Below are 18,639 nucleotides of genomic sequence, written 5' to 3'. Positions count from 1 at the left end.
ACCCCGCACGGGGTCGACGCCGTCAGGGGACCGGCGCCGGGGTGGGCGGGACGGAGAACGTGATCGACACCTCGGTGCTGTCGGTGAACTGCGCCGACGTCGAGCCCACCAGCGGGCTCAGCAGCGCGGCCACGGCGAACGCGAGCGCGACACCGAGGCGCACGAGGCCGGCACGGTCGACGGACCAGAAGGACCGGGGGTCAGGGGCGACGTCGTCGCGCTCAGTCGAGGAGGAGCTCATCGACCCTCCTGTCCATGTGGTCCGTGCGCACCGGGCTCGCACGACGGGCGCGCCGCGCGTCGCCGATGGCGAGCAGCTCGAGCGTAGCGAGCGCGACCAGCGGCGGGACGAGCATCGCCGCGCGTCCTTGCGCGGATCCGGCCCACTGCAGCACCCAGCCCCAGCCCCTGTGCACCGCGAGCTGCACGCCGCGGATCCTGCCGATCGGGGTCGCGTTGACGTCGGGCTCGGCGTTGGCGTCCCCCTTCGTCACCACGTACGACTTGGTGAGCTGCTCCCCGGCGGCGTTCAGCTTGGGCACCATCTTGCCCGTCGCCTCGTCCTGGCGGAGGTCGGGCAGCTTGCGCAGCGCCACGATGCGGTGCGTGACCAGGTCGGTGGTGCCGATGGGCCAGAACGAGATGACCTGACCCACCTTGAGGTCCGACTCGTCGGCGATCGCGCGGAGCACCACCGCGTCACCCGCGTCGAACTTCGGTGCCATGGAGCCCGACGTCACGATGAGCAGGCGCTGGCCGTGCGCCTGGAACCACAGCGGCACCGCCAGCGAGGTGGCGTAGGCCGCCCCGCAGATGATGACCACGGTCCAGAGCGCGACGCCGAGGAGCCGGCGCCACGTGGGCTTCGGGGCACGAGTGCGCCGCCGACCGATCACGCGCGGCGCGCGTCGGTCGACGGTTGGGGCGTCTCGTTGCCCGTCCGACCAGGGGGCCATCAGGCTCAGGTGTTGTTGGCCGTCTGCTCGGCGTTGAAGAGCAGGGTGAGCTCGACGCCGGAGTCCTGGTACTCGTTGCCGGCGGACGAGGGGAAGTCGACCCGCGCGCAGAGCCACTCGCTCGGCTTGCCCGCGTTGAGCACCCGGTCGCCGGTCTGGGACAGCTGAGCGGGGTCGCCCACCAGGATCGTGGTCGTCGCGGGCCACGGGGTGATCGTCCCGGGCAGGTTGAGCGGTGTGCCCGCCGTGTTGGTGGCGTTGCAGTCGGCGGCCGCGGCGACCGGGAACATCCGCAGCTCGAGGACGTTCGCCAGGTTGGCACCCGTCGCCACCGCCGTCGTGCCGTCGGTGCCCTCGACGGCGGGGCTCCCGGCGGGTCCGGCAGTCGGGACCGCGCTGTACGAGATCGCGTACCGGAGCTCCAGGGAACCCGTGCTGGAGACCAGCAGCGGTGCGAAGGTCGTCGCTCCGGGGTTCAGGTTCTGCGGCGCGAACGCGAAGGCGGTCGTCGAGCCGACGACCAGGTCCACGGTGCCGCTCTGGATCTCGGCCGACACGGTGTCGTTGTCGGTGAAGATGGCGGACGTCGTCAGCGTCGTGGCACCCACCGCAGCGAGACCGACGATCGCCACGGTGGTCCAGAGACGCCGACGGCGCGGTGCGTCGTGGTGCACCGGGGCGGGGTCGATCATCTCCTGGAGCAGGTCGTCCATCATGCGGGAACCCCCCTTGGGGCGAGAGTCGAGACTGTTGTATCGGCACCTCGGGGCCCGACTTGAGACGAAAGCACGATACTCACCCGATCGAGTTGTCTGCGCCCGGCGCGCCAGGTGGTCGCGGTGGGCGCGCCCGCCGGGTGCTGGTGGTGGGGGTCGTCGCAAGCGCGACCCCGCTGCGCGTGCCCCGGCCGCGTCGCGGACGCGGCACCGACTGGGTCAGCGGGAGGTCGTCGGGCGGGACGGCCTGCGAGTAGAGGAAGCCCTGGGCCTGGTCGACGCCGAGCCGCCGCAGGATCACGGCCGTGGACTCGTCCTCGACGCCCTCGGCGACCACCCGCAGGTCGAACGAGTGCGCCAGGTCCACCATCGCCTGCACCACGACCTCCGAGCCCTCCCGTCCGTCGACCCCGAGGTCCGCGACGAACAGCCGGTCGATCTTCAGCTCGTCGACGGGCAGGTCCCGCAGCTGGGAGATGGACGTGTTGCCGATCCCGAAGTCGTCGATGGCCACGCGGATGCCGAGCGCGCCCAAGCGCTCGAGCACCGGGACCACCCGGGACGGGTCGGCGACGAGCGCGGTCTCCGTGATCTCGACCTCGAGCAGGTCCGGCGGCACGGAGTGCTCCTCGAGCAGCGACTCGATGAGGTCGACCACCGCCGCGGTCGTCACGTCGTGCGCCGAGAGGTTCACCGCCACCGGGGTCGCGCGGCCCGCGACGCGCCACGCGGCCAGCTGCGTCACGCACTCGGTGAGGGCGTACCGCGTCACGTCGTGGATGAGGCCGGACTGCTCGGCCAGGGGGATGAACGTGGTGGGCGGCAGCACGCCGCGCGTCGGGTGCACCCAGCGCATCAGAGCCTCCAGCCCGACGGTCTTGCCCGTCGCCAGCTCGATCTTGGGCTGGTAGTGCATGCGCAGCTCGCGCGGGGCGTCCGCCATCGGGGTCAGCGCGCGGTGCAGGTCGCCCAGCAGGACCAGGCGGGCCGGCGACGAGTCGTCCTCGTCGGCCGAGTACACCGAGACGCCCGTGCGGCGGTGCTTGGCGGCGTACATCGCCACGTCCGCGGTGCGCATCAGCGACGACGGGTCGGTCGCATGGTCGGGCAGGCAGGCCACACCGACCGACGTGTCCACGTGCAGCGGCAGCTCGCCGAGCATGAAGGGCGGGACGAACAGGCCGCGCACCCGGCGGGCCAGCCGCTCCGCGTTGGCCACCGAGCGCACGTCGGGCAGGAGGATCGCGAACTCGTCGCCACCGAGCCGCGCCACGATGTCCTCGTCCCGCAGCGCTCCCCGCAGCCGCTCCGCGACCTGCTCGAGCAGCTCGTCGCCGCGGTCGTGGCCGAGCGAGTCGTTGATGTCCTTGAACCGGTCGATGTCTAGGAGCATCAGGCCGACCCGGGAGCCGGTCTCCTCCGCCTCGAGGATCGTGCGGCGCATACGCTCGGCGAGCATGCGGCGGTTGGGCAGGCCCGTGAGCGAGTCGAGCAGGGCGAGCCGGGCGTTCTCCAGCGCGGTCGCCTGCAGCCGTCGGGACGCCGTCCACACCGTCCGGAACAGGACCGTCCAGAGCGCGAGGAGGCCGACGGCCACCACCAGGGACACGGTGCGGACCGCGTCGGCGAGGGCCACGCTGGCGGCGTCGTGGTTGAGCATCACCTCGGCCGCGCCGACCACGTCGTCGCGCGGCCGTGCGGGGTCGCGCTCCGCGGTCTCGCTCGCACGCACCGGCACGTAGACGTCCAGGACGCGCCGCTCGGTCCCGCCCTCGCCCTCGACCTCGGAGCCGCGCACGTCGGTGATCACGCGGGCGCTCGGCCGGCCGTCCTTCTGCGTCACCTGGTCGAGCCGGGCGCCGTCGGGGAACCCGGTCGTGGTCTGGTCGGCGGAGCTGTAGATGAGCGAGCCGTCGAGCGCCCACAGGCGCAGCTCCACCAACCGCTCGCCGAACCCGGCCGTCGCGGCCTTCACGGCGTCCTTCTGCTCGGGGGTGAGCGCGTCGGGCGTCACGTAGGAGTCGGTCGGCACGGTGGCGTTGGCGTACGACGTCACGGTCTCCGCGGTCGCGATGCCGTCCCGCACCGACTGCTGGCTCATCACGCTCCAGGTCACCGCGACGAGCGCGAGCCCGAGCACAGCCATGGCCGCGAGGCTGATGACCGCGAACGATCGCGTCAGCGGCCAGCGACGGCGGGTTGCTCTTGGCACGCGGGACCTCGTGAGCTGGGGCGAGCGCGGGTCGGGAGGGGGCCGCGCTGAGGCGAGAGTATGCGTTCTGTCCGCCCGACAGCGACATCCCAGGTCAGAGAGATTGCCCCGGCGCGTCGGGAACGTCCGTCCCCGCTCGGCGGTTACATCGGACGCCAACTTCCCCAGGAGGATCCGATGACGTACGAGGTGACCAAGACCGACGAGCAGTGGGCCCTGGAGCTGGAGCCGCAGGAGTTCGCCGTGCTCCGGCGCGCCRGGACCGAGCGGCCCTGGACGGGCGAGCTGCTGGACGAGAAGCGGACGGGGGTCTACCGCTGTCGGGCGTGCCGCAACGAGCTGTTCCGCTCCGACACCAAGTTCGACTCGCACTGCGGCTGGCCCAGCTTCTTCTCGCCCCTGGCGGGCGACCGGGTGGAGCTGATCTCCGACCGGAGCCTCGGCATGGTCCGCACCGAGGTGCGCTGCGCGAGGTGCGGGTCGCACCTCGGGCACGTGTTCGACGACGCCCCGCAGACCCCCACGGGCGACCGGTTCTGCATGAACTCGGTGAGCCTGACCTTCGAGGCTGACGCCTGAGCGCACCCGCGCACGGGCTCGTTMGGGGTGTCCTCCGGCGCGCCGGACCCGACACCCCGAACGGGCGACGTCCAGATGGTCGACACGTGTGAAGTCCGGGCGCTCGGATGCCGATAATGCACGCGTGGAGGATGTTCTGACGGTGCGGCGGTGGAGGCGGTACGGCGCCGACCGTCTCTATGTCACGCAGGAGTCCGGCGCCCGCGTCGGATCGGTCGACCTGCAGTCCGGCGAGGTCGTGGTCGACGACCCGCTGCTCGAGAGCGGCCTGCGCCGCGCTGCGCAGGCGTACCTGCGCGCCGACGTGTCCGAGCTGGCACTGAGCATGCCGACCACCGCCGTCGGAAACCTCCACCCGGTCGACGAGGCAGCGCTGCAGGCGTGGCTCGGCGGCGAGGACTGGGACGCGATCGACCTGGCGGCCCGGCGGGGAGAGCGCGGCAGCTCGGTGCGCACCCGGCTGGAGCGGCTGGGCGACGAGGGCTGGCAGGTCATCCACGACGTGCCGCTCGGCCGGCAGGGCAGCCTCGTCCAGCACCTCCTCATCGGTCCGGCCGGCATCTTCACCGTCGCCGAGCGCCGGCACCCGGGCCAGCGCGTCGTCGTCGAGGGCCGCACGCTGGAGGTCGACGGCCGGTCCATGTCGTACCTGCGCGACGCGCGGCTCGAGGCCACCCGCGTGCAGGGCGCGCTCCTGGCGGCCGCGTGCGCGGCGATCACCGTCCGCGGTGTCGTGGTGGTGCACGGCGACCTCGAGGTGCGCACGGTCCAGCCGGGGCACGACGCGTTCGCCATCGCACGCCAGGACGTCCAGGCCGTCTTCCGCGCCATGCCGGTGCGGCTCGACCCGGCGCGCATCGCGGCGATCGCTCACGTCGCCCGCCAGCGGTCGACCTGGTCGCACTGACTGCGCCCTCCCGGTGGCAGGGCCTGGGTGTTGACACCCCATGGCTGCGGTGATCTGCTGAAACGCTCCCACCCCCCCGGGTGGTGATGCAGCGCCCTCCGTGCTTTTGCCGCCAGGATGTCCCCGTGGTCGACGAACAGTTCCGCCAGCTCGAGCGAGAGCTCGGCCTCCTCCTGCGCCGCGCGCAGGCGTCCTCGGCAGCGATCTCGCGAGACGTCCATCCCGACCTCGAGCCCGCCGCCTACTCGCTCCTGGCACTCATCGCCGCGTCGCCCGGGGTGCGGGCGAGCGATCTCGCCATGAACATCGGCGTCGGGCGAGGCACCATGTCCCGCCAGCTCGCCCGCCTCGGCGCCCTCGGGCTGGTGTCCCGGCGGCCCGATCCGGACGACTACCGGGGTCAGCTCCTCGAGCTCACCGACGAGGGTCAGCGCCGCTTCGAGAGCGCCCAGCAGGCCCGGCGGACGTTCCTGCGCCAGGCGCTGACCGGGTGGGGCGAGGCCGACGTCGCGGCGCTGGCCACCCAGCTCGGCCGGCTCAACTCGGACCTCGCAGCCGCCCGCCGCACGCACTGACAACACGGACGCGCCCCCCGGTCCGAGACCGAGGGGCGCGTCCGTGTCCGCGGTCAGTCGCGCGCCGCGACCCGCTGCTCGTCGGTCAGCGTCTCCAGCTCGGCGTCGACTGCCGCCTCGGACGTGGCCGGAGCGAGCATCGCGGCCTCCTGCTCCAGGAGCTGCTCGATGCCCGAGCGGTTGCCCAGCGGCACCTCCTTGAGGAACAGGACGGCGATCAGCGAGATCAGCGCGACGGGCGTGGCCACGAGGAACAGGTCCGCGACCCCGTTGCCGAACGCCTGCTCGACGACCATCCGGATGTTCTCCGGGAGCGTCGACAGGTCGGGGATCGCACCGTCGGAGCCCATCGCGGTCGGGTCGATGCCGATCGCCACGAGACCCTTGGCCATCAGGTCCGTGACCCGGTGGGAGAGCACGACGCCCAGCGCGGACACGCCGAGCGCGCCGCCGAGGGTGCGGAAGAACGCGACGGTCGAGGTGCCGGAGCCGACCTCCCGGACGTCGAGGGTGTTCTGCACGGCGAGCACGAGGTTCTGCATGAGCATGCCGACGCCCGCGCCGATGATGACCAGGTACAGCGAGACCAGCGTGAAGCTCGTGTCGAAGTGGATGGTGCCCATGAGGCCGGTGCCCGTGGTGAGCAGGACGGCGCCGGCGATCATGAACTTCTTGTACTTGCCGGTGCGGCTGATGATCTGCCCGGAGATCGTCGAGGAGACCAGCAGGCCGACGATCATCGGGATGGTGAGCAGGCCCGACTCGGTCGGGGTCTTGCCGCGGGCCAGCTGCATGTACTGGCTGAGGAACACGGTCGTGCCGAACATGGCGACGCCGACCGCGATGCTGGCGACGACGGCGAGGACCAGCGTCCGGTTCGTGAACAGGTGCAGCGGGATGATCGGCTCGGCGGCGCGGGACTCGACCCACACGGCGAGCGCGAGGGCGAGCAGCGAGGCGCCGAGCATGGCGGCGGTCTGCCAGGAGGCCCAGTCGAACGAGGTGCCGGCGAACGTGATCCACAGGAGCAGGGTCGCGATGCCGATCGACAGGAGCGTGGCACCGGCGTAGTCGATCTTCACCTGGCGCGACTTGCGGGCGGGCAGGTGCAGGGTCCGCTGGAGCACGATGATCGCGGCGACGGCGAACGGCAGGCCGAGGAAGAAGTTCCAGCGCCAGCCGGCGCTGTCGGTGATGACGCCGCCGAGCAGCGGGCCGCCGACCATGCCGATGCCCATCACGGCGCCCATGAGGCCCATGTACTTGCCGCGCTCGCGCGGGCTGATGATGTCGGCGATGAGGACCGTGCCGAGCGCGGTGAGGCCGCCGGCGCCGATGCCCTGCAGGGCGCGCATGCCGATGAGCATGCCGGTGTCGTGCGAGAACCCGGCGAGGGCGGAGGAGAGCACCGAGATCGCCAGCGCGAGCTGGATGAGCAGCTTGCGGTCGACGAGGTCGGCCAGCTTGCCCCAGATCGGGGTGGAGATGGTGGTGGTGAGCAGGGTGGCGGTGACCACCCAGGTGAAGGCGGACTGCGTGCCGTCGAGGTCGGAGATGATCCGCGGCAGCGACGAGGACACGACGCTCGTCGCCAGGATCGAGACGAACATCCCGAGCAGGATGCCCGAGAGGGCCTCGAGGACCTCGCGGTGGGTCATCTTCGGGGCGATCTCGGCGGTGCTGGTGGGCGTGGGGGTGGTGCTGGACATGGTCTCGCTCTCGTGGGTGCTGGCAGGGAGACCCGGCGGCGGCGGCAGGTCGGGAGGGTGGTTCAGGCGGAGGTGAGGACGCCCGCGGTGTCCATGGGGACCGCGAAGCGGGAGACGGACTCGCCGAGCCGGTCCAGGGTGGCGGCGGCGTCGAGCAGCTCGTCGAGCGACCAGTCGGCGAACACCTCGGCGGCGCGCCGGCCGAGTGCGGCCGCGATCTCCACCGCGAGCGAGCGCCCGGCGGGGGAGAGCTGGATCGTGCGGGCGCGGCGGTCGTCGTCCGCGACCGCGCGCTCGACCAGGCCGTCGTCGACCAGCTGGCTCACCTGGCGGCTGGCCACCGAGATGTCGACGCGCAGGATGTGCGCGAGGTCGCTCACCTGGAGGGTGCCGCGGTGCTGCAGGATCCGGACGATCGCGAGGGTGCCCTTGGAGCACCCGATGTCGCGCGCCACCCCCAGGGACGACTCGCGCAGCGCGCGGTTGAAGGCCTCGACCGACCGCAGCAGCGTCTGCGGGGGCGTCTCGGGCTGGGCGGACGGCATGGAGCTCCTTTTGTTGCTTGATGCAACCATACGATAGATAATTGCTTCAAGCAACCGAAGGTTGAGGTTATTCCACGACGACGCGGCCGGGCCCGTGGAGGGGCCCGGCCGCGCGCGGTGGGTCGTGCGTCAGGCCGGCGTGGAGGTGCCCCGACGACTCCGGTCCACCTTGACGCCCTCCATGTCCTCGAGCTCGATGCCCTTGGTCTCGGGCACCTTCCAGAGCGTGAAGAAGAACGAGAGCGCCGCGAAGATCGCGTACATCAGGTAGGGGATCGACGCGCCGAACGCCGCCAGCATGGGCGGGAACGACACCGTGATCAGGAAGTTCGCGATCCACTGCGCAGCCGCGGCCACACCGAGAGCCGCGGCACGGATGCGGTTGGGGAACATCTCCCCGAGCAGGACCCACACCAGCGGACCCCACGTGGCACCGAAGAAGACGACGAACAGGTTGGCGGCGATCAGGGCGATGACGCCCCACGAGCCGTCGAGCGTGACGTCCTCGCCGGACCCCGACGACTGCGTGAACGCCAGCGCCATGATGCCGAGCGTCACCGCCATGCCTGCGGACCCGGTGAGCAGCAGCGGCCGGCGCCCGACCTTGTCGATGAGCGCGATCGCGATGAACGTCACCAGCACGTTGGTGATCGACGTGATCGTCGAGACCATGAACGACTGGCTCTCCTCGAACCCGACCGCCTGCCACAGGGTGGTCGAGTAGTAGAAGATCACGTTGATCCCGACGAACTGCTGGAACACCGACAGCAGGATGCCGATCCACACCACCGGCAGGAGACCGAAGCGCGGGCCCTTGAGGCTCGCCTGGGACTCCAGCTTCTTGTCGGTCTCGATCGTCTTCTCGATCTGGGCGACGTGGGCCTCGACGTCGTCGCCCTCGGCCAGCGTCGTGGCCAGCACTGCCTTGGCCTCCTCGCGCTTGCCGGTGGCGATGAGGTAGCGCGGCGACTCGGGGATCCGCAGGGCGAGGATGCCGTACACCGCGGCGGGGATCACCGCGACGATGAACATCCAGCGCCACGCCTCGAGCCCGAACCACAGGTCCTCGGCCGCACCGCCCGCGGACGTCGCCAGCAGCTGGTCGGAGAGGAGCGCCGCGAAGATACCGAGCGTGATCGCGAGCTGCTGCAGCGAGCCCAGCCGGCCGCGCATCGCCGCCGGGGCGATCTCCGCGATGTAGGCCGGCGCGATCACGGACGCGATGCCGATGCCGATGCCCGCCATCACGCGCCACAGGACCAGGTCCCACGCGCTGAACGCGATGCCGGACAGGATCGAGGACACGAAGAACAGGACCGCGCCGAGGAACATCACCCGGGTGCGGCCCCACCGGTCGGCCAGCTTGCCGCCCAGCCACGCGCCGAACGCGCAGCCCAGGAGCGCGATGGCGACGACGATGCCCGTGACGGCAGGGTCGATGTCGAACTCGCCCTCGATCGCGTTGACCGCGCCATTGATGACCGAGCTGTCGAAGCCGAAGAGAAAGCCACCGACCGCGGCGGCGACCGCGAGCCCGATGGCCTTGTTCTTGTACGGGTGCGGCGGTACGGCCGAACCGCCCGTCGCCCCCTGCGGCGACCCTGACGCGTGGGACATGTCGGTACCTCCGTGGCGCCCCCGGGCCGCTCCCGGGGAGTCATCCCCACCTTGGACCTCACCCGGTGAGCGCGCACCTCGGAGGCGTGCCTGCTGGCTGCGGCCCGCGGTCCGGTGCAAGATCGTCCGATGGACGGGACAGGCGGTGGAGGGGCGAAGCGCCCTCGTCGACCCGCCATGCTCGATCCCGCGCAGGCCGAGGAGCTCCCCGGCGGGTACGACCCCGCGCTGCGCAACGAGGCGGCGCACACCACCGCGGCCGCCCTGGTGCACCAGGGGCGCGCGAACACCGACCCCGAGGTCGTGGCCCGGCTCGTGTCGCTCGTCGAGCGGGAGGGGCTCGACGTCGTCGCGGCCCTGTGGTCCGAGAGCCAGGCCGACAGCCTCCCCGGCGCCCTATGGCGCTTGTACCTGCTGCGGGAGTGGGTCCGGCGCGATCCTGCGACCGTCGCCGACCGGTACCGGCTCGGCGTCGCGGCCGCGCCGGTGCACGACGCGGTGGCCGGCGTCGCGGACGCCCCCGGGCCTGCCGACGTCCGGGTGGTCGCCGACGCGGTCCTGTCGGGGGTCTACACGGGCGAGCTGGACGTCGCGCTCGAGCGAGCGGCCGCGTTCTGCCGGGTGCTCGCCACGGGTGCCGCGTTCGACGCCGACCACCTAGACGACATCGACCCCACCGGGGCCGTCCGGCTGACCCGCGGCGCCGCCTCGCTCGTGCGCACCGCCGAGGAGCTGGAGCACGCCGCGTCGCTGTGGCGGGCGGGTCGGCTGGAGTGACGTCGCCCACGCCCGCGGATCGGCCACGGGTGAACCCGCAGGTAGCGCACCGGTCGCCCGTCTGCGGCACCCGAGGTCCCACGTCTCGACCCGGGAGCGGGCGTACGATGAGCGGCGACGTCGGGCCGCGGTAGCCCCGGGCTCCATCTCAAGCCGCTTCGAGCGGCCACGCGCCGAGAGGCGCTCCGCGGTCCGGCGTCGCACACCCTCTCCGAGGGTTCAGGGCGGACCCACAGGCGCCACCTGGCTGTCACCAGGCGTCCATGCGCACGATGGCGTGCGTTAGGCAATCGACCCAGCGTGTCCTAGCCTGATCCCGCCCTTCCTCCCTGGCTTTCCCCCCTCCCGCCCTGTCTTCCGGAGCCCGCTGTGCGCCTGCGCCTCACCCCGCGCGACACCACGTTCTTCGACTTGTTCGCCGCCCAGGCGATCCATCTCGTCACAGGAGCCAACCTCCTCGGCGAGATGCTCGGAGCCGACCGCCCGACGCGCAAGGAGATCGGCAAGCGCATCGCCGAGGCCGAGCACGAAGCCGACGACGCGACCCACTCGATCATGCGGCGGCTGAACCAGACGTTCGTCACCCCGTTCGACCGGGACGACATCTACAACCTCGCGTCGAGCCTCGACGACTGCATGGACTTCATGGAGGAGGYCGCGGACCTCATCGTCCTGTACAAGGTCGACGCGCTGCCCGCGCGGGTGTCCGACCAGGTGCAGGTGCTGCAGCGCGCCGCCGAGCTCACCGCGGAGGCCATGCCCCGCCTGCGCTCGATGGAGTCGCTCGCCGAGTACTGGGTCGAGGTCAACCGCCTCGAGAACCAGGCGGACAAGATCCACCGCAAGCTGCTCGCGCAGCYGTTCGACGAGGTCACCGACCCGATCGTCCTGATGAAGGTCAAGGAGATCGTCGAGAAGCTCGAGGACGCCGCCGACGCCTTCGAGAAGGTGGCGAACACCGTCGAGACCATCGCGCTCAAGGAGTCCTGAGCCAGGTGGAGCTCGCGCTCGTCATCGTCGTCGTCGCGTTCGCGCTCGGATTCGACTACACCAACGGGTTCCACGACGCGGCCAACGCGATCGCCACCTCGGTGTCGACCCGGGCCCTGACGCCCCGTGCTGCCCTCATCATGGCGGCCGTCTTCAACCTCGTCGGCGCCCTGCTGGGCACGCAGGTGGCGACGACCATCGCCGAGGACATCATCAGCATCTCGAGCGTCAGCTCCCAGGAGGCGCTGATCATCGTCCTGTCCGGGCTGATCGGCGCCATCACGTGGAACCTCATCACCTGGCGCCTCGGTCTGCCGTCGTCGTCCACCCACGCCCTCATCGGTGGGCTGACCGGCGCCGGCATCGCCGCCCATGTCACGGTGTATTGGAGCGCGATCCTGGACAAGGTCGTGATCCCGATGATCCTGTCGCCCGTCGTCGGGTTCTCCCTGGCGTTCGCGCTGATGGTGGGCGTGCTGTGGCTCGTGCGGAACTCCGCGCCCGCCCGCACCATGCGCCGCTTCCGGCTGGCGCAGACCGCGTCGGCGGCCGCGATGGCGCTCGGGCACGGCCTGCAGGACGCGCAGAAGACGATGGGCGTCATCATGCTCGCCCTCATCGCCGGCGGCTTCTACACGCAGGGTGACAGCATCCCGCTCTGGGTCAAGCTGTCGGCGGCCTCCGCGATCTCGCTCGGTACGTACTCGGGCGGCTGGCGCATCATGCGCACCCTCGGCCGCAAGGTCATCGAGCTGGACCCGGCCCGCGGCTTCGTCGCCGAGTCCGTGGCCGCCTCCGTGCTCTACGCCAGCGCCTACTGGCTGCACGCGCCCATCTCGACCACCCACACGATCACGTCCGCGATCATGGGAGTCGGCGCCACCAAGCGGCTCTCGGCGGTCCGCTGGGGCGTCGCCGGGAACATCGGCGTCGCGTGGGTGCTGACCATCCCCATGGCCGCGCTCGTGGCCGCCTGCGTCTACTGGATCCTCAACCCGATCCTCACCTGAGCGCCCGATCAGGCCGCGCCTCGCGTGGTTCCGGCACACGGGCGAGGCTAGAGCTCGTGCGGCCGGTGCGTCTCGGTGGCGACCACCCGTGGACCCTTGGGCGTCTGGGCCACGTGGGCGACCAGCACCTGGGCCGGGTGCAGGAACGGGTCGGCCCGCGGAAGGGCGTCGGCGACCGGGCGTCGGGCGTGCTGGGCCAGCACGTCGACCACGGTCGGCAGCACCGGCCGGTGCGTGCACAGGACGGCGTCCCCGCCGAGCTCCAGGAGCGTGAGCACCTCCGCGGCGACCCGGGCCGGGGAGGTCGAGTGCTGCGCCTCGGTGAGGATCGACGAGACCTCAGGGGTGAGCTGCGCCGCGGCGGCGTACGGCGCGATCGTGCTGACGCACCGCGCCCACGCGCTCGTGACCACCTTCCCGACGCCGAACGTGGACAGCACCGACACCAGCGCACGCGCCTGCCGCTGACCCTCGGGCGTGAGGGGACGGTCCAGCTCCGTGCCCTTCCAGTCCGCGCGTCGCCGTGCCGTGCCGTGCCGCGCGACCACCAGGGCGCGGGTGTCCAGCCGGCCCTTGTCGTAGGCCTCGACCAGCTCGGCCAGGGGCTCCTGGTCGTCGTCGCGGGTGAGGCGCTTGGACGCGGCGGCGACGTCGCACCACCGGAGCTGGTCGATCTCCTTGGTCGACGCGGGCGGCACGGGTGGGCGGGCTCGCAGCGCGGCCGCGTCGGGCCGGCCGGCCACCTGGGCGGCCCAGTAGTGCACGCGCTTGAGGCGGCCGTCGGACAGGGGGTACTCGAGGCCGGGCAGCGGGATGCCGAGCACGACGTCGTGACCGGTCTCCTCGGCCACCTCGCGGGTCGCCGCCGCGAGGATCGTCTCGCCCGGGTCCACCTTCCCCTTCGGCCACGACCAGTCGTCGTACCGGGGCCGGTGCACCAGAGCGACCTGGAGCCGGCCGAGGCGCACGCGCCAGACGAGGGCGCCGRCCGCCTCGACGACGGCCGGTGCCTGGACGGGGCTCACCGCCCGGTGCCCGGCCGGCGCCGTTGCCGGTAGATCAGCGCGGCCTGCAGGTCCATGAGTGGTCCGTCCGGACCGAGGTGGTGCCGGGTCCACGTGCCGTCCTGGTCGAGGTGCCACGAGGAGGTGCCGTCGTCGGTGGACTCGTCCATGAGCTCGATGAGCTCGCTGACCTGGTCGGGGTCGGCGATGCGGACCAGGGCCTCCACGCGCCGGTCGAGGTTGCGGTGCATGAGGTCCGCGGAGCCGATGTAGACCTCGGGTCCGTCGAAGGTGGCGTCGGCCGGGGGCGTGGCGCTGGCGAACGCGAAGATCCGGGAGTGCTCCAGGAACCGCCCGAGGATGGAGCGCACGCGGATGTTCTCCGACAGGCCGGGGACGCCTGGCCGCAGCGCGCAGATGCCTCGGACCACCATGTCGACGGGGACGCCGGCCTGCGAGGCGCGGTAGAGCGCGTCGATCGTGGCCTCGTCGACCATCGAGTTGACCTTGATCTTGATCCACGCCGGCTGGCCGGTGCGCGCGGCGGCGGCCTCGCGGTCGATGCGCTCGATGAGGCCGGCCCGCACCGAGCGGGGGGCGACGAGCAGCCGGTGGAACCGCGACTTCGGGGCGTACCCCGACAGCTGGTTGAACAGGCGCGTGAGGTCCTGGCCCACCTCCGGGTCGCTGGTCAGCAGCCCGTGGTCGGTGTACAGCCGCGCGGTCTTCGGGTTGTAGTTGCCGGTGCCGATGTGGCAGTAGCGGCGCAGCCCGTCGGACTCCTGGCGCACCACCAGGGACAGCTTGCAGTGCGTCTTCAGGCCGACGATGCCGTACACCACGTGCACGCCGGCCTGCTCGAGCTTGCGGGCCCAGGAGATGTTGTTCTGCTCGTCGAASCGCGCCTTGATCTCGACCAGGGCSAGCACCTGCTTGCCSGCCTCGGCGGCGTCGATCAGGGCGTCGACGATGGGGGAGTCGCCCGACGTCCGGTAGAGGGTCTGCTTGATGGCGAGCACCTGCGGGTCGGCCGCGGCCTGCTGCAGGAACACCTGCACCGAGGTGGAGAACGAGTCGTACGGGTGGTGCAGGAGGATGTCGCGCTCGCGGATCTTGGCGAACATGTCCGCCGGCGTCGCGCTCTCCACCTCGGCCAGCTGCCGGGGCGTGGACGCGATGAACCGGGGGAACTGCAGGGAGGCCCGGTCCAGGTCGGCGATGAGGTTGAGGCCGGTCGCGTCCAGCGGGGCCGGCAGCTGGTACACCTCGTCCTCGGCCACGTCGAGCTCGCGGATGAGCAGGTTGCGGATGCGCGGGCTGATGCCGTCGGCGATCTCCAGGCGCACGGGTGGCCCGAAGCGTCGGCGCAGCAGCTCCTTCTCCATGGCCTTGAGGAGGTTCTCGGCGTCGTCCTCCTCGACCTCCACGTCCTCGTTGCGGGTGACCCGGAACGTGTGGTGCTCCTGGACGACCATGCCGGGGAACAGCTGCTCGAGGTGCTCGGAGATGACGTCCTCGACCGGGACGAACGACATCGGGCCCTTCTCGGGCGACGCCGCCTGGACGTCGGGGGCGCTCGGCCGACCGGCCGCGTCGACCGCGATGAACCGGGGCAGCAGCGGCGGCACCTTGACGCGGGCGAAGTGCTCCTTGCCGGTCGCGGGGTTGGTCACCACGACCGCGAGGTTGAGCGACAGCCCCGAGATGTACGGGAACGGGTGCGCGGGGTCGACCGCCAGCGGGGTGAGCACCGGGAAGATCTGGCGCCGGAAGAACTTGCGCAGACGGTCCTGCTCGCTCTCGCCCAGCTCGTCCCAGCGGACCAGCGTGATGCCCTGGTGCGCCAGCGCCGGCTGCACCTGCTCCGCGAACACCGCCGCGTGGCGGGCCATCAGGCGGTGCGCCTCCTCGCTGATGGACTCGAGGACCTGCCGCGGCGAGAGGCCCGACGCGGCGGTCACAGCGATCCCCGTGGCGATCCGGCGCTTCAGGCCGGCCACCCGGACCATGAAGAACTCGTCGAGGTTGGACGCGAAGATCGCCAGGAACCGCACCCGCTCGAGCAGCGGGATGTCCTGGTCCTCGGCCAGCTCGAGCACCCGCTGGTTGAACGCCAGCCACGAGAGCTCGCGGTCGAGGAACCGGTCGGCAGGCAGGGGCTCGAGGTCCACGGCGGACTCGTCGAGCTCGGCCTGCGCCATGTGCTCGGCGATGTGGGCCGCCAGGGCCGGATCGATGGCAGGGGCGTCCGTCATGCGCCCATCGTGACACCCGGAGGTGAACTCGGGGTATCCGAACCGAACATGACGTCGACCGCGGACCGGACGAAGCCCGCACGTTCGTACGTGTGGACCGCGACGGTGTTCTCCGCGCCGGTGTACAGGATCGCCGCCGCCAGGCCGCGGCCCGCCAGGTGGTCGAGGCCCAGCGCCGTCAGGGCGCGCCCCAGGCCCAGCCCCTGCGCGTCCGGGTCCACCCCGACCACGTAGATCTCGCCCACCGGGTCGGGTCCGTGCTCGCCGGCGGGGTGCACCTTCGTCCACACCGAGCCCAGCAGGATCCCGTCGCGCTCCGCCAGCAGGAAGCCCGCCGGGTCGAACCAGGGCTCCGCCTCCCGGGCGCGCAGGTCGGCCGACGTCATCCGGCCCTGCTCCGGGTGGTACGCGAACGCGCGGGAGTTCACGCGGCGCCACGCATCCTCGTCGCGCCCCGGCTCGAACGCCCGCACCGTGACCCCCGTCGGGAGCCCGGCCGTGCTGGGCGGGCGCGCGGTCAGGTCGAGCCGCATCTGCAAGAGCTCGCGCACCACGGGCATGTCCGCGTCGTCCGCGAACGCCCGCGCGGCCGGGAGGTCCCCGTGCGCCCAGACCCGCAGCTCACGGCCCGGGACCACCGACGCCTCGGCCCGCGCCCGGTCCACGAGCGCGCGGCCGATCCCGCGGCGCCGGTGCGCCGGGTCCACCACCAGCTCGGCCTTCACCGAGGACTGCGTGCCGACGTCCAGCTGCGCGTACCCGACCAGGCCGTCCACCCCGGTGGCGTGCAGGTGGACGACCGGGGCCTCCGCCTCGGTCAGCCAGAGCAGCGGCTGCTCGGACAGGGGTGCGACACCGTCCACGGCCGCCGCCCGGTCCGCGAGGGCGCGGACGGCATCGGCGGTCGCGGTGGTCAGCGGACCGGCCGTCGCGCTGAGGATGACCTGCGCGGACGCGTCGTCGAGCATGGGCCCATCCCACCACGACCGGGACCCGCGACGGGGGTACCTGGCGGGTGAGCGGGTACGTTGGCGGGCGATGGATGCCTCTGGGAGCCCCCCGACCGTGGCTGACGGGACCCCTGACACCCGCCGGTCGCGACGGGCGCGCCGATCGCCGTCGGCCGCCGCGAGCCCCGTGGACGTGACCGTCGCCGTGATCGGGGCCGGTCAGGCCGGGCTGTCTGCGGCCTACCACCTGCGTCGCGCCGGACTGAGGGCCGTGGGGGAGTCCGGCTGGGAGACCGCGCCCGCCACCTTCGTGGTGCTCGACGACGCCCCACAGGCCGGCGGTGCCTGGCAGCACCGGTGGCCCGGCCTGACCATGGCCGACGCGCACGGGGTCCACGACCTGCCCGGGATGCCCCTGCTGGTCCCGGACCTCACCGAGCCGGCGGCGTTCGCGGTGCCGTACTACTTCGCGCAGTACGAGGAGGCGTTCGAGCTGCGCGTGCAGCGGCCCGTGCGCGTGGAGCGCGTCGAGTCCGACGGCGACCGGCTCCTGGTGCGGTCGCGCAGCATCGAGCGGCCCGWCGAGACCGTCGTCTGGCGTGCCCGCGGGCTCATCAACGCGTCCGGCACGTGGCAGAAGCCGTTCTGGCCCGCGTACCCGGGCCGTGGCGGGTTCCGTGGGCGCCAGCTGCACTCGCACGACTTCCAGCTCCCCGAGGACCTCGGCGACGGGCACGTGGTCGTGATCGGGGGCGGCACCTCCGCCGTGCAGCTCACGCTCCTGCTGGCCCGCGTSACSACCACCACCTGGGTCACCCGCCGACCGCCGCAGTGGCGCGACGAGGCGTTCACCCCCGAGGTCGGCCGCGAGGCCGTGGCGGAGGTCGAGGAACGCACGCGTGCCGGGCTGCCGCCGCAGAGCATCGTCAGCGTGACCGGCCTGCCGCTCACGCCCGAGTACCGGATCGGGATCACCGCGGGCGTCCTACGCGCGCGGCCCATGTTCGACCGGATCACCCCCGACGGCGCGGAGTGGGACGCCCCCGACCTGCCCGGCGACGGTTGGGTGGGCGGACCGGCCGTGGTCCAGGCGCGCACCCTGCTCTGGTGCACCGGGTTCCGCGCCTCGCTCGATCACCTGGCCCCGCTCGGCCTGCGCGCCCCCGGCGGCGGGATCGTCATGGACGGCACGGAGGTGGCGGCCGACCCCCGGATCCAGCTGGTCGGCTACGGCCCGAGCGCGTCCACGGTCGGCGCCAACCGGGCCGGCCGTGAGGCCGTGCGCAACCTCCGGAGCCTCTGGGTCTAGCAGGAGTGATCGATCTGGGCACTCGGGTCGGTGTGCGTCGGGGCGTCGATGATGCGGCCGCGGTGGTCGCGGACGGCGAAGGGCCTGGTCGCGACGACGACCCGGCCCTCCGCCGTCCTGGGACCTCAGCCGGCCGTGCAGCTCACCGGGGTCGAGGTGCTCGGCGCGGTGCCGGCACCCACGAAGCCGTACGTGGTGCTCGAGCCGGCGCCGAGGAGCCCGTTCCACGCGGCGTTCGACACGGTCAGCGCGGTGCCTGACTGCGCGTACGTCCCGGACCAGCCGCTCTGCACGGTGCCGCCGGCGGGCAGCGAGAACGCCGTCTTCCAGCTGCTGATCATCGCGGTGCCGGCCTTGACGGTGACGGCCGCCTGGTAGCCACCGGGCCAGGTGTTGCTGACCACGAGGGCCGCGGAGCACGTCTTGCCGGTCGGGGCCGGGGTGGTCGGTGCCGGTGTCGTGGGTGCGGGCGTGGTCGGTGCCGGGGTCGTCGGCGCGGGGGTCGTCGGCGCGGGCGTGGTGGGGGCC

General features: G+C 72.3%; 18 protein-coding genes. 7 read left to right on the top strand and 11 right to left on the bottom strand.

The genetic code is table 11. The features are described from left to right. Positions 1-22: 22 nt before the first annotated feature. From AC1DUQ_RS07035 to AC1DUQ_RS07020, 4 genes are all read right to left on the bottom strand, one after another. Entirely contained in the window at positions 23-241 is a 219-nt protein-coding gene (locus tag AC1DUQ_RS07035) for a hypothetical protein (RefSeq protein ID WP_477061193.1), read from the bottom strand. Continuing rightward, positions 222-896, bottom strand: coding sequence for a signal peptidase I (locus AC1DUQ_RS07030; protein ID WP_477061194.1), 675 nt, complete (start codon positions 894-896; stop codon positions 222-224). The genes AC1DUQ_RS07035 and AC1DUQ_RS07030 overlap by 20 nt, the downstream gene beginning before the upstream one ends. Before the next feature lie 65 nt (positions 897-961). Next, positions 962-1,672 (bottom strand): hypothetical protein, encoded by a 711-nt coding sequence (locus AC1DUQ_RS07025; protein ID WP_477061195.1) that lies wholly within the window; start codon positions 1,670-1,672, stop codon positions 962-964. Positions 1,673-1,751: 79 nt separating this feature from the next. Continuing rightward, the gene (locus AC1DUQ_RS07020) at positions 1,752-3,818 is read right to left on the bottom strand and encodes a putative bifunctional diguanylate cyclase/phosphodiesterase (RefSeq protein ID WP_477061196.1); all 2,067 of its coding nucleotides are present in this window, start codon (positions 3,816-3,818) and stop codon (positions 1,752-1,754) included. Positions 3,819-4,061: 243 nt separating this feature from the next. Between AC1DUQ_RS07020 and msrB the strand changes: the two genes are divergently transcribed. From msrB to AC1DUQ_RS07005, 3 genes are all read left to right on the top strand, one after another. Next, complete coding sequence (msrB, locus tag AC1DUQ_RS07015; RefSeq protein WP_477073555.1) at positions 4,062-4,463, top strand: peptide-methionine (R)-S-oxide reductase MsrB; 402 nt, start codon at positions 4,062-4,064, stop codon at positions 4,461-4,463. Between the two features lie 124 nt (positions 4,464-4,587). Then, a complete protein-coding gene (locus AC1DUQ_RS07010; protein WP_477061198.1) occupies positions 4,588-5,370 on the top strand; it encodes a nuclease-related domain-containing protein in 783 nt (260 codons plus the stop codon). A gap of 125 nt (positions 5,371-5,495) precedes the next feature. Beyond that, positions 5,496-5,945, top strand: a complete 450-nt coding sequence (locus tag AC1DUQ_RS07005; protein WP_477061199.1) for a MarR family winged helix-turn-helix transcriptional regulator — start codon at positions 5,496-5,498, stop codon at positions 5,943-5,945. Positions 5,946-5,998: 53 nt separating this feature from the next. Here the strand turns inward: AC1DUQ_RS07005 and AC1DUQ_RS07000 are convergent, their stop codons facing one another. The 3 genes from AC1DUQ_RS07000 to AC1DUQ_RS06990 all read right to left on the bottom strand — a co-directional run bounded on the left by AC1DUQ_RS07000 (position 5,999) and on the right by AC1DUQ_RS06990 (position 9,816). Next, on the bottom strand, positions 5,999-7,654 hold the full coding sequence (locus AC1DUQ_RS07000) for an MDR family MFS transporter (protein WP_477061200.1): 1,656 nt from the start codon (positions 7,652-7,654) through the stop codon (positions 5,999-6,001). 62 nt (positions 7,655-7,716) lie between these two features. Further along, complete coding sequence (locus AC1DUQ_RS06995; protein WP_477061201.1) at positions 7,717-8,199, bottom strand: MarR family winged helix-turn-helix transcriptional regulator; 483 nt, start codon at positions 8,197-8,199, stop codon at positions 7,717-7,719. A gap of 129 nt (positions 8,200-8,328) precedes the next feature. After that, positions 8,329-9,816 (bottom strand): sugar porter family MFS transporter, encoded by a 1,488-nt coding sequence (locus AC1DUQ_RS06990; RefSeq protein ID WP_477061202.1) that lies wholly within the window; start codon positions 9,814-9,816, stop codon positions 8,329-8,331. A 177-nt stretch (positions 9,817-9,993) separates the two neighbouring features. On the opposite strand from AC1DUQ_RS06990, the gene AC1DUQ_RS06985 reads away from it, so the two are divergent. The 3 genes from AC1DUQ_RS06985 to AC1DUQ_RS06975 all read left to right on the top strand — a co-directional run bounded on the left by AC1DUQ_RS06985 (position 9,994) and on the right by AC1DUQ_RS06975 (position 12,593). Continuing rightward, a complete protein-coding gene (locus AC1DUQ_RS06985) occupies positions 9,994-10,593 on the top strand; it encodes a hypothetical protein (RefSeq protein WP_421743740.1) in 600 nt (199 codons plus the stop codon). 369 nt (positions 10,594-10,962) lie between these two features. Next, positions 10,963-11,583: a DUF47 domain-containing protein gene (locus AC1DUQ_RS06980; RefSeq protein WP_477073554.1), complete on the top strand. Its 621-nt coding sequence runs from the start codon at positions 10,963-10,965 to the stop codon at positions 11,581-11,583. A 5-nt stretch (positions 11,584-11,588) separates the two neighbouring features. Further along, on the top strand, positions 11,589-12,593 hold the full coding sequence (locus AC1DUQ_RS06975; protein WP_477061203.1) for an inorganic phosphate transporter: 1,005 nt from the start codon (positions 11,589-11,591) through the stop codon (positions 12,591-12,593). Positions 12,594-12,640: 47 nt separating this feature from the next. Here the strand turns inward: AC1DUQ_RS06975 and AC1DUQ_RS06970 are convergent, their stop codons facing one another. Genes AC1DUQ_RS06970 through mshD form a run of 3 tightly spaced genes read right to left on the bottom strand, consistent with a single transcriptional unit; the run spans position 12,641 to position 16,820 of the window. Next, positions 12,641-13,618, bottom strand: a complete 978-nt coding sequence (locus AC1DUQ_RS06970; protein ID WP_477073553.1) for an NUDIX hydrolase — start codon at positions 13,616-13,618, stop codon at positions 12,641-12,643. Next, the gene (locus AC1DUQ_RS06965; RefSeq protein WP_477061205.1) at positions 13,615-15,852 is read right to left on the bottom strand and encodes an RNA degradosome polyphosphate kinase; all 2,238 of its coding nucleotides are present in this window, start codon (positions 15,850-15,852) and stop codon (positions 13,615-13,617) included. Before AC1DUQ_RS06965 ends, AC1DUQ_RS06970 begins: the two co-directional genes overlap by 4 nt. Next, positions 15,849-16,820, bottom strand: a complete 972-nt coding sequence (mshD, locus tag AC1DUQ_RS06960; protein ID WP_477061206.1) for a mycothiol synthase — start codon at positions 16,818-16,820, stop codon at positions 15,849-15,851. The genes AC1DUQ_RS06965 and mshD overlap by 4 nt, the downstream gene beginning before the upstream one ends. Positions 16,821-16,995: 175 nt before the next feature. On the opposite strand from mshD, the gene AC1DUQ_RS06955 reads away from it, so the two are divergent. Continuing rightward, a complete protein-coding gene (locus tag AC1DUQ_RS06955; RefSeq protein WP_477073552.1) occupies positions 16,996-18,111 on the top strand; it encodes an NAD(P)-binding domain-containing protein in 1,116 nt (371 codons plus the stop codon). Positions 18,112-18,236: 125 nt separating this feature from the next. On the opposite strand, the gene AC1DUQ_RS06950 is transcribed toward AC1DUQ_RS06955, so the two are convergent. Further along, positions 18,237-18,639 (bottom strand): cellulose binding domain-containing protein (locus AC1DUQ_RS06950; RefSeq protein WP_477073551.1); only part of this gene is annotated, 403 nt, incomplete at its 5' end.

The sequence above is a fragment of the Cellulomonas sp. P4_B5_2 genome (assembly GCF_056402235.1).
Note: the sequence above shows the minus strand (reverse complement) of the source record. Positions and strands in the feature narration are given on the sequence as shown.

What these genes read in the sequence shown, in the direction of transcription:
- AC1DUQ_RS07035 (WP_477061193.1), bottom strand. Translation starts at nt 241, where the DNA reads ATGAGCTCCTCCTCGACTGAGCGCGACGACGTCGCCCCTGACCCCCGG.
- AC1DUQ_RS07025 (WP_477061195.1), bottom strand. Translation starts at nt 1,672, where the DNA reads ATGATGGACGACCTGCTCCAGGAGATGATCGACCCCGCCCCGGTGCAC.
- AC1DUQ_RS07020 (WP_477061196.1), bottom strand. Translation starts at nt 3,818, where the DNA reads ATGGCTGTGCTCGGGCTCGCGCTCGTCGCGGTGACCTGGAGCGTGATG.
- AC1DUQ_RS07000 (WP_477061200.1), bottom strand. Translation starts at nt 7,654, where the DNA reads ATGTCCAGCACCACCCCCACGCCCACCAGCACCGCCGAGATCGCCCCG.
- AC1DUQ_RS06995 (WP_477061201.1), bottom strand. Translation starts at nt 8,199, where the DNA reads ATGCCGTCCGCCCAGCCCGAGACGCCCCCGCAGACGCTGCTGCGGTCG.
- AC1DUQ_RS06990 (WP_477061202.1), bottom strand. Translation starts at nt 9,816, where the DNA reads ATGTCCCACGCGTCAGGGTCGCCGCAGGGGGCGACGGGCGGTTCGGCC.
- AC1DUQ_RS06985 (WP_421743740.1), top strand. Translation starts at nt 9,994, where the DNA reads ATGCTCGATCCCGCGCAGGCCGAGGAGCTCCCCGGCGGGTACGACCCC.
- mshD (WP_477061206.1), bottom strand. Translation starts at nt 16,820, where the DNA reads ATGCTCGACGACGCGTCCGCGCAGGTCATCCTCAGCGCGACGGCCGGT.